The organism is Cryobacterium sp. MP_3.1 (assembly GCF_035984795.1).
GTDB classification, from domain to species: Bacteria; Actinomycetota; Actinomycetes; order Actinomycetales; family Microbacteriaceae; genus Cryobacterium; species Cryobacterium zongtaii.
In genome coordinates, this window is record NZ_JAXCHV010000018.1 from 61,087 (window position 1) to 68,603 (window position 7,517).

The following is a 7,517-nucleotide window of genomic DNA, read 5'->3' on the forward strand; positions in this document are numbered from 1 at the left end:
TGGTCGCGCCAAAGCGCGCGAACGCATGAGACCCGCCTGGCCCCCGAACAATATTGGCGAACGAGGGTTAACGGCAGGTGCCGTGCGACTGAACAGTAACCAAAGTAGCGTGTGCCCACCCTTGCCGTCGCGATCGACCCGTGCAAGAGTCACTAATCTGGTGAAATGGAATCGACCTGGCTTGTGTTGCTGTCTCTGGCACTGGGCCTCACCGTCGGCGCCGGGTTCGTGACCTTGCTGTATGTCGCGGAACGGCACGGCAAGCGGGCCGCCGAGGTGGTCAACCCGGCGGTTCCGGACGGCATCGACCAGGTTCTCGACGCGTTGGAGAGCGCCGGGGTGGTTCTCGACCCGTCGAACAACGTCATCAAGTCCTCACCGGGGGCGTTGAGCATGGGGCTGGTGGTGAACCAGCAGCTGGCGCATCCGGAGCTGCTGGACCTGGCCCGCGGCGTGCGCCGCACCGGAGAGGCCGTGTCGGAGGAGCTGGTGCTCTCCAGGGGCCCGTTCGGCGACGCGAGCATGCACCTGCGGGTGCGGCTGGCCCGACTGGGCTCCCGCTACGTCCTGCTGCTCGCGGAGGACCGCACCGAGGCGTTCAGGCTCGACGAGGTGCGCCGGGACTTCGTCGCCAACATCAGCCACGAACTGAAGACCCCGATCGCCGCCGTCGGGCTGCTCGCCGAGGCCCTCGGCCACGCCGCCGACGAGCCCGCGCAGGTGCGGCGCTTCGCCGACCGCCTCACCACCGAGGCCGGCCGGCTGGCCCGGCTCACCCAGGAGATCATCGAACTCTCCAGGCTGCAGGCCCAGGACGCCCTCCGGGAACCAGAACTGCTCGACATCGACGACATCGTGGCCGCCGGCATCGACCAGAACCGGGTCGTGGCGGATGCCGACCGCATCACGATCGCGTTGGGCAAGAAGTCCCGCGCCAAGGTCTACGGCGACGAGAGACTGCTCGTGATGGCCGTTCACAACCTGGTCGCCAACGCCGTGCACTACTCGGCGCCGGGCTCCAGGGTCGGCGTGGGGGCCCGAGTGTCGGACGGGGTGATCCAGGTCACCGTCACCGACCAGGGCGTCGGCATCCCGGAGAGCGACCTGGACCGGATCTTCGAGAGGTTCTTCCGCGTCGACCAGGCCCGGTCCCGCAACACCGGTGGCACCGGCCTCGGCCTGGCCATCGTCAAACACGTCGTGCAGATCCATGGCGGCGACATCCGGGTCTGGTCACAGCCCGGCCATGGTTCGACCTTCACCATTCGCCTGCCAGAGGCGACCCACCCCGCACCAGCGGCGACAGGAGACACCCCATGACCCGAATCCTTCTTGTTGAAGACGAGCAGGCGCTGAGCGAGCCGCTGAGCTTCCTGCTGGAACGGGAGGGCTACGAGGTGACGGTTGCCGAGGACGGCCCGAGCGCCCTCGCCGAATTCGACAAGGCCGGTGCCGATCTGGTGCTGTTGGACCTCATGCTCCCCGGCCTCCCCGGCACCGAGGTGTGCCGGGAGATCCGCACCCGCTCCGCGGTGCCGATCATCATGCTGACCGCCAAGGACTCCGAGGTGGACATCGTGGTGGGGCTCGAGCTGGGCGCCGACGACTACGTCACCAAGCCGTACTCGACCCGGGAGCTGCTCGCGCGCATCCGGGCCGTGTCGCGCCGGCACACCGATCCGGCCGAAGAGGATGACGGCGTCCTCGCCGCCGGCACCGTGCGGATGGACATCGAACGGCACACGGTCTCGGTGTCCGGCGCCGTGGTGAACATGCCGCTGAAGGAATTCGAGCTGCTCGAGTTCCTGCTGCGCAACGCCGGCCGGGTGCTCACCCGCGGGCAGCTGATCGACCGCGTCTGGGGCACCGACTACTTCGGTGACACCAAGACCCTCGACGTGCACATCAAGCGCATCCGCTCGCGCATCGAGGCGACGCCGTCGGAGCCCACGATGCTCGTCACCGTGCGCGGGCTCGGCTACCGCTTCGAGGCCTGACCCGCCGCGCGGCCAGCCGCCCCTGAAACGTCACAATGCCCCGTGACCCAAGGTCACGGGGCATTGTGGTGCGGTTCGCGGAGTTACGGGGCCGTGGTGGCTTCCGGGGTCGCCGCGGGCGCCGGGACCTCGGCGGCGGGCTCCGTCGGTGTCACCGTGGGAACCGGAGGTTCGGTGGGCACCAGGGTGGAGTACTCCGCCAGGGTGCCGTCGAGCACCGGCACGAGAAGCTCGACGCCGGTCAGGTCGCCGTACTGGAAGTACACCGGGAACAGCGAACCCGCTGTTGCGTTGAGGTTCTGGACGGCGACACTCTCGCCACCGGGGATCCCGATCTCGGTGGTCGCGTTGGCGTCGATCGTCAGGGTCCTGTCGACCTTTTCGTCGACTCCCTCATACTGCACGAGCAGCTCGATGTCTTCGTCGGCGCTGTTCACCACGTGCACGACGAGGTTGGCGTTCTCACCGTCCTCGGTGATCAGCATCGCGTTGCGGATGGCCAGGTCGCCCAGGTCCCCGCTGACGCCGTCGCTGGCGTCGTACTGGATGGTCGTCGCCTGGGGGGCGAACAGATTGCATCCGCTGGTGCCCAACAGGATGCCGGCCGCCACTACGACGGTTGCCATGGTTCGCGCTCTCACAAGACCTCCACAAGAGTTCAGCGTTCAGCCCAAGTGGCGTGAACGCTGCAGATTTGGCTCGAGTTTACCTTACGGAATCGTGCCGGGCAGGGCGGACCCTGATGAGCCGCGAATATCCCCTCAAAAGGGTGCCGGGGAGGGGTGGTATCATAGACGTTGCTGAAGGGATATCAATACATGTTATTTGAAGTCGGCGAAACAGTCGTTTATCCCCACCACGGCGCTGCGACGATCACCGAGGTGAAAACTCGCATCATCAAGGGTGAAGAAAAACTGTATTTGAAACTCAACGTCACCCAGGGGGACCTCACCATCGAGGTGCCCGCCGAGAACGTCGATCTTGTCGGTGTGCGCGACGTGATCGGTCAGGACGGCCTCGACCGGGTCTTCGAGGTCCTGCGGGCTCCGTTCACCGAAGAACCCACCAACTGGTCACGCCGGTACAAGGCCAACCTGGAGAAGCTCGCCAGCGGCGACGTCATCAAGGTGTCCGAGGTCGTACGCGACCTGTGGCGCCGGGATCAGGACCGCGGCCTGTCGGCCGGTGAGAAGCGCATGCTCGCAAAGGCGCGGCAGATCCTCATCTCCGAACTGGCCCTCGCCGAGAAGACCGACGAGGACCAGGCGTCAACCGTGCTCGATGAGGTGCTCGCCTCGTAGAAGATCCTGTTCCACCGACAGGCGGCACCCCGCGGTGCCGCCTTTCGCACGTTCAGCCCCAGCCTCACCCAGCCCTTTCCACCCTGCGTCACCGCGCCCCACCAGATAGCCTCCAGACATGACTGAATTCCCGGTAACCGCCGTCGCGGTCATCGTCGTCGCCGCCGGCAGCGGCAGCCGGCTCGGCCGAGACCAGCCCAAGGCGTTCGTGCAGCTGGGGGACCGCAGCATCCTCGAGCACGCCCTCGCCGGCGTGTTCGGTCTGAACGAACCGGCCCAGGTCATCGTGGTGGCGCCCGAGACGCACCTGGCCGAGACCAGGACCATCGCCGGCCGCGTCGCCGGCCTCGCAACCGGGTACCTCGACGTCGTCGCCGGCGGCGACACCCGGCAGGCATCCGTGGCCCGCGGGCTCGCCGTGGTGCGGTCCGGTGCCACCGTGGTGCTCGTGCACGACGCCGCCAGAGCGCTGACCCCCGCCGCCCTGATCGACGCCGTGGTGGCCGCCGTCCGCAGCACCGGCCACGGAATTGTGCCCGGCCTGCCCGTGGTGGACACGATCAAGAGCGTCGACGCGGCTGCCACCATCCTGGGCACTGTCGACAGGTCACAGCTCTCCGCTGTGCAGACCCCGCAGGGCTTTCCCCGCGCCATGCTCGACGCCGCCTTCGCGTGGGCCGCCACCCTGCCGTCCGCGGATGCGCAGGATCTCACCGACGACGCGGCGCTGGTCGCCGCATCCGGCAACACCGTCAGCGTCATCCCCGGGGACCCGTTGGCATTCAAGGTCACGACCGCCTGGGACCTGCGCCGCGCCGAACTCCTGCTCGGCGACGACGCCGGCGCACCGGCATCCGCCGACCCGCGGGTGGGTACGGGGCTGGACGTGCACGCCTTCGACGACACCAGCGACCTGTGGCTGGCCGGCCTGCACTGGCCGGGGGAGCGGGGCCTGTCCGGGCACAGCGACGGTGACGCCGCCGTGCACGCCGTCTGCGACGCCATGCTCGCCGCCGCGGGGCTGGGCGACATCGGCCAGGTCTTCGGCACCGCAGACCCCCGCCTCACCGACGCACACGGCGAAGTGTTCCTCACCGAGACCCTGCGCCTGGTCACCGAGGCCGGTTACAGGGTCGGCAACGTGACGGTGCAGATCATCGGCAACCGCCCCAAGCTCGCCCCGCGCCGGATCGAAGCCCAGGAACTGCTCACCGGCATCCTGCACGCCCCGGTGTCGGTATCGGCGACCACCACCGACGCTCTGGGCTTCACCGGACGCGGCGAGGGCATCGCCGCCCTGGCCACCGCACTGCTCCACCCGATCAGCCCCACCCGAGCATCCGACCGACCCTCGCCTAAACTGAACCAGTGAGCATGCGACTATACGACTCGAAGGCCCAGACCCTTCGCGATTTCCTGCCGATCGTTCCGGGCAAGGTGGGAATCTACGTCTGCGGACCCACCGTGCAGTCGTCGCCGCACATCGGTCACCTGCGCAGCGCCCTGGTCTATGACCAGCTGCGCCGCTGGCTCAGCTACCGCGGCAACGATGTCACCTTCATCCGCAACGTCACCGACATCGACGACAAGATCCTCCTCAACGCTGCGGGCACCACCGAGCAGTGGTGGGCGCTCGCCTACCGTTTCGAGCTCGAGTTCACCGCCGGCTACCAGAAGCTGGGCATCCTGGCGCCGACCTACGAACCCCGCGCCACCGCGAGTGTGCAGGAGATGCAGGACATCATCGGCCGCCTCATCGACACCGGGCACGCCTACCCGGCCGCCGACGACTCCGGCGACGTGTACTTCGACACGCGCAGCTGGCCCGCCTACGGCGAGCTGACCCGGCAGAACCCCGACAACATGGAAGCGGCCACCGACGCCGACCCGCGGGGCAAGCGCGACGCGCGCGACTTCGCCCTCTGGAAGGGTCACAAGGCCGACGAACCTGCCTCGGCGGGCTGGGCCTCCCCGTGGGGAACCGGCCGGCCCGGCTGGCACATCGAATGCTCCGCCATGGCGGCTCGTTACCTCGGCCCGCAGTTCGACATCCACGGCGGCGGCCTCGACCTGCGCTTCCCGCACCACGAGAACGAGCTGGCCCAGTCCACCGCGGCCGGTGACGGTTTCGCGAACTTCTGGGTGCACAACGGCCTGGTCAACACCAACGGCCAGAAGATGTCCAAGTCGCTGGGCAACTCGGTCTACGCGGCCGAGCTGCTCGACCAGGCCCGCGCCATCGTGGTGCGCTACTACCTCGGCGCCGCGCACTACCGGTCCACCCTCGACTTCCACGAGGGATCGCTGGCCGAGGCCGAGGCCGCCCTCGAACGCATCGAGAGCTTCCTCGACCGCGCCGACCGGCGCCTGGCCGACACCCGCTTCGCCGGCTCCGGCGTCGAGATCGTGCCGGATGACTTCGCCACGGCCATGGACGACGACCTCGCGGTTCCGCAGGCGCTCGGCGTGCTGCACGACACCGTGCGCGCCGGCAACGCGGCCCTCGACGCCGAGGACCTGCACGCGGCCGCGGCCGCGCGCGGTCAGGTCCTCGCGATGAGCGAAGTCCTCGGCATCAACCCCCTGTCGCCCGGCTGGGCCGTCGCGACGGATGAACCCGCCATGGTGGCCCTCACCGCCCTCGTCGAGCGCCTGCTCGACGACCGGGAGACCGCCAGGCAGAGCCGCGATTACGCGGCCGCAGACCGTATCCGGGACGAGCTCGTCGCCGCCGGCATTACCATCGAAGACACCCCGTCGGGTGCACATTGGAGTTTTGACTGATGAAGAACACAGATCGCAAGTCGCGCACCGGCGCGGTGCGCAAGGGCAGCAGGGGACCGCAGGTCGGTTCCGGCGGCCAGGGCCGTCAGGCTCTCGAGGGCAAGAAGCCCACCCCCAAGGCCGAAGACCGTCCGTACCACCCCGCCGGTAAGGCCAAGGCCGCCAAGGACCGCTTCGCCGCGGCCGGCGGCGGCCGCAGCCGCGCCCCGGGCGGCTCCGGCGCCCCGCGCACCGGCCGTAACACCGGAACCGGCAACACCGGCGGCGGCGGTTCGTCCACCCGCAAGGCCAAGTCGGATGCCGAGTTCGAGGTCGTCACCGGCCGCAACTCGGTGCTCGAGGCGCTGCGCGCCAAGATCCCCGCGTCGGCGCTGTACGTGGCCACCCGCATCGAAATGGATGACCGGGTCAAGGAAGTCCTCAAGCTCGCCACGACCCGCAACATCCCGGTGCTCGAGGTCATGCGCCCCGAGATCGACCGGCTCTCCGGTAAGGACGCCGTGCACCAGGGCCTCGCGCTCAAGGTGCCCGCGTACGAGTACGCGCACCCGATCGAGCTGCTCGACCTCACCATCAGCCGCGGCCACAAGCCGCTGTTCGTGGCGCTGGACGGCATCACCGACCCGCGCAACCTGGGTGCGATCATCCGCTCCACCGCGGCGTTCGGCGGCCACGGTGTCATCGTGCCGCAGCGCCGTTCCGTCGGCGTGACCGCGTCGGCCTGGAAGACCTCGGCCGGTGCGGCCGCCCGTCTGCCCGTGGCCATGGCCCCCAACCTGACCCAGACGCTCAAGGCGCTCAAGGAGCGCGGCATGCTCGTGATCGGCCTCGACGGCGGCGGCGACACCGAGCTGCCCGAGCTCGGCCTCGGCTATGCCGAGCGTCCCATCGTCGTGGTCGTCGGCAGCGAGGGCAAGGGCCTGTCCCGCCTCGTCACCGAGACCTGCGACGCCATCGTGTCGATCCCGATCAACGCGAACACCGAGTCGCTGAACGCCGGAATCGCCGCAGGTGTCACCCTGTACGAGATCTCCAAGCTGCGCGCCGAGGCCCTCGCGGCCAAGATCGCCAAGGCTGCCGCGGCGGCGGAGGCCTAACCCGCCCGGGTGCTCGTCTGAGAACGGCGCAGATCGTCCCTTCGGGGTCGGTCTGCGCCGTTTCTGTATGTGGCGGGGTGCTGTGGCGGGCTGTATGTTGCGGGGTTCTTGGCCGAGTTCAGGGCGTGCCTTTATAGGATGCGCGTGCCCCGGTGAGTTCGGCGCGGCGCGTCCCCGAGGCCCAGCCGGCACCGTTGGCGGGGTCACGGCCGCGTGAGTTGCCACTTGAGGCCCTCTGCGGCACGGCAAAGTCATACGGTCGTTGCAACATCCTGATTCGAAGGAGTTGCTGATGCCGAAGACGTTTCCTGCAGGTACGCGGTCGTCGTTTGTTGATT

Annotated in this window: 7 protein-coding genes; 6 read left to right on the forward strand and 1 reads right to left on the reverse strand. The window is 68.7% G+C overall.

Annotated features, from left to right (window positions below; genetic code table 11):
- The first annotated feature begins 165 nt into the window (after positions 1 to 165).
- Positions 166 to 1,320: a sensor histidine kinase gene (locus RCH12_RS12310; RefSeq protein WP_103432236.1), complete on the forward strand. Its 1,155-nt coding sequence runs from the start codon at positions 166 to 168 to the stop codon at positions 1,318 to 1,320.
- Positions 1,317 to 1,997, forward strand: coding sequence for a response regulator transcription factor (locus RCH12_RS12315; protein ID WP_088457056.1), 681 nt, complete (start codon positions 1,317 to 1,319; stop codon positions 1,995 to 1,997). The genes RCH12_RS12310 and RCH12_RS12315 overlap by 4 nt, the downstream gene beginning before the upstream one ends.
- A gap of 83 nt (positions 1,998 to 2,080) precedes the next feature.
- On the opposite strand, the gene RCH12_RS12320 is transcribed toward RCH12_RS12315, so the two are convergent.
- Positions 2,081 to 2,623: a hypothetical protein gene (locus tag RCH12_RS12320; RefSeq protein WP_103459224.1), complete on the reverse strand. Its 543-nt coding sequence runs from the start codon at positions 2,621 to 2,623 to the stop codon at positions 2,081 to 2,083.
- 192 nt (positions 2,624 to 2,815) lie between these two features.
- Between RCH12_RS12320 and RCH12_RS12325 the strand changes: the two genes are divergently transcribed.
- The 4 genes from RCH12_RS12325 (at position 2,816) to rlmB (ending at position 7,179) form a co-directional block, all read left to right on the forward strand.
- Positions 2,816 to 3,298, forward strand: a complete 483-nt coding sequence (locus RCH12_RS12325; RefSeq protein ID WP_088457054.1) for a CarD family transcriptional regulator — start codon at positions 2,816 to 2,818, stop codon at positions 3,296 to 3,298.
- Between the two features lie 118 nt (positions 3,299 to 3,416).
- Complete coding sequence (gene ispD, locus RCH12_RS12330; RefSeq protein WP_327017030.1) at positions 3,417 to 4,670, forward strand: 2-C-methyl-D-erythritol 4-phosphate cytidylyltransferase; 1,254 nt, start codon at positions 3,417 to 3,419, stop codon at positions 4,668 to 4,670.
- A complete protein-coding gene (gene cysS, locus RCH12_RS12335) occupies positions 4,667 to 6,082 on the forward strand; it encodes a cysteine--tRNA ligase (RefSeq protein ID WP_327017031.1) in 1,416 nt (471 codons plus the stop codon). The genes ispD and cysS overlap by 4 nt, the downstream gene beginning before the upstream one ends.
- Complete coding sequence (rlmB, locus tag RCH12_RS12340; protein WP_103432240.1) at positions 6,082 to 7,179, forward strand: 23S rRNA (guanosine(2251)-2'-O)-methyltransferase RlmB; 1,098 nt, start codon at positions 6,082 to 6,084, stop codon at positions 7,177 to 7,179. Before cysS ends, rlmB begins: the two co-directional genes overlap by 1 nt.
- Positions 7,180 to 7,517: the final 338 nt, after the last annotated feature.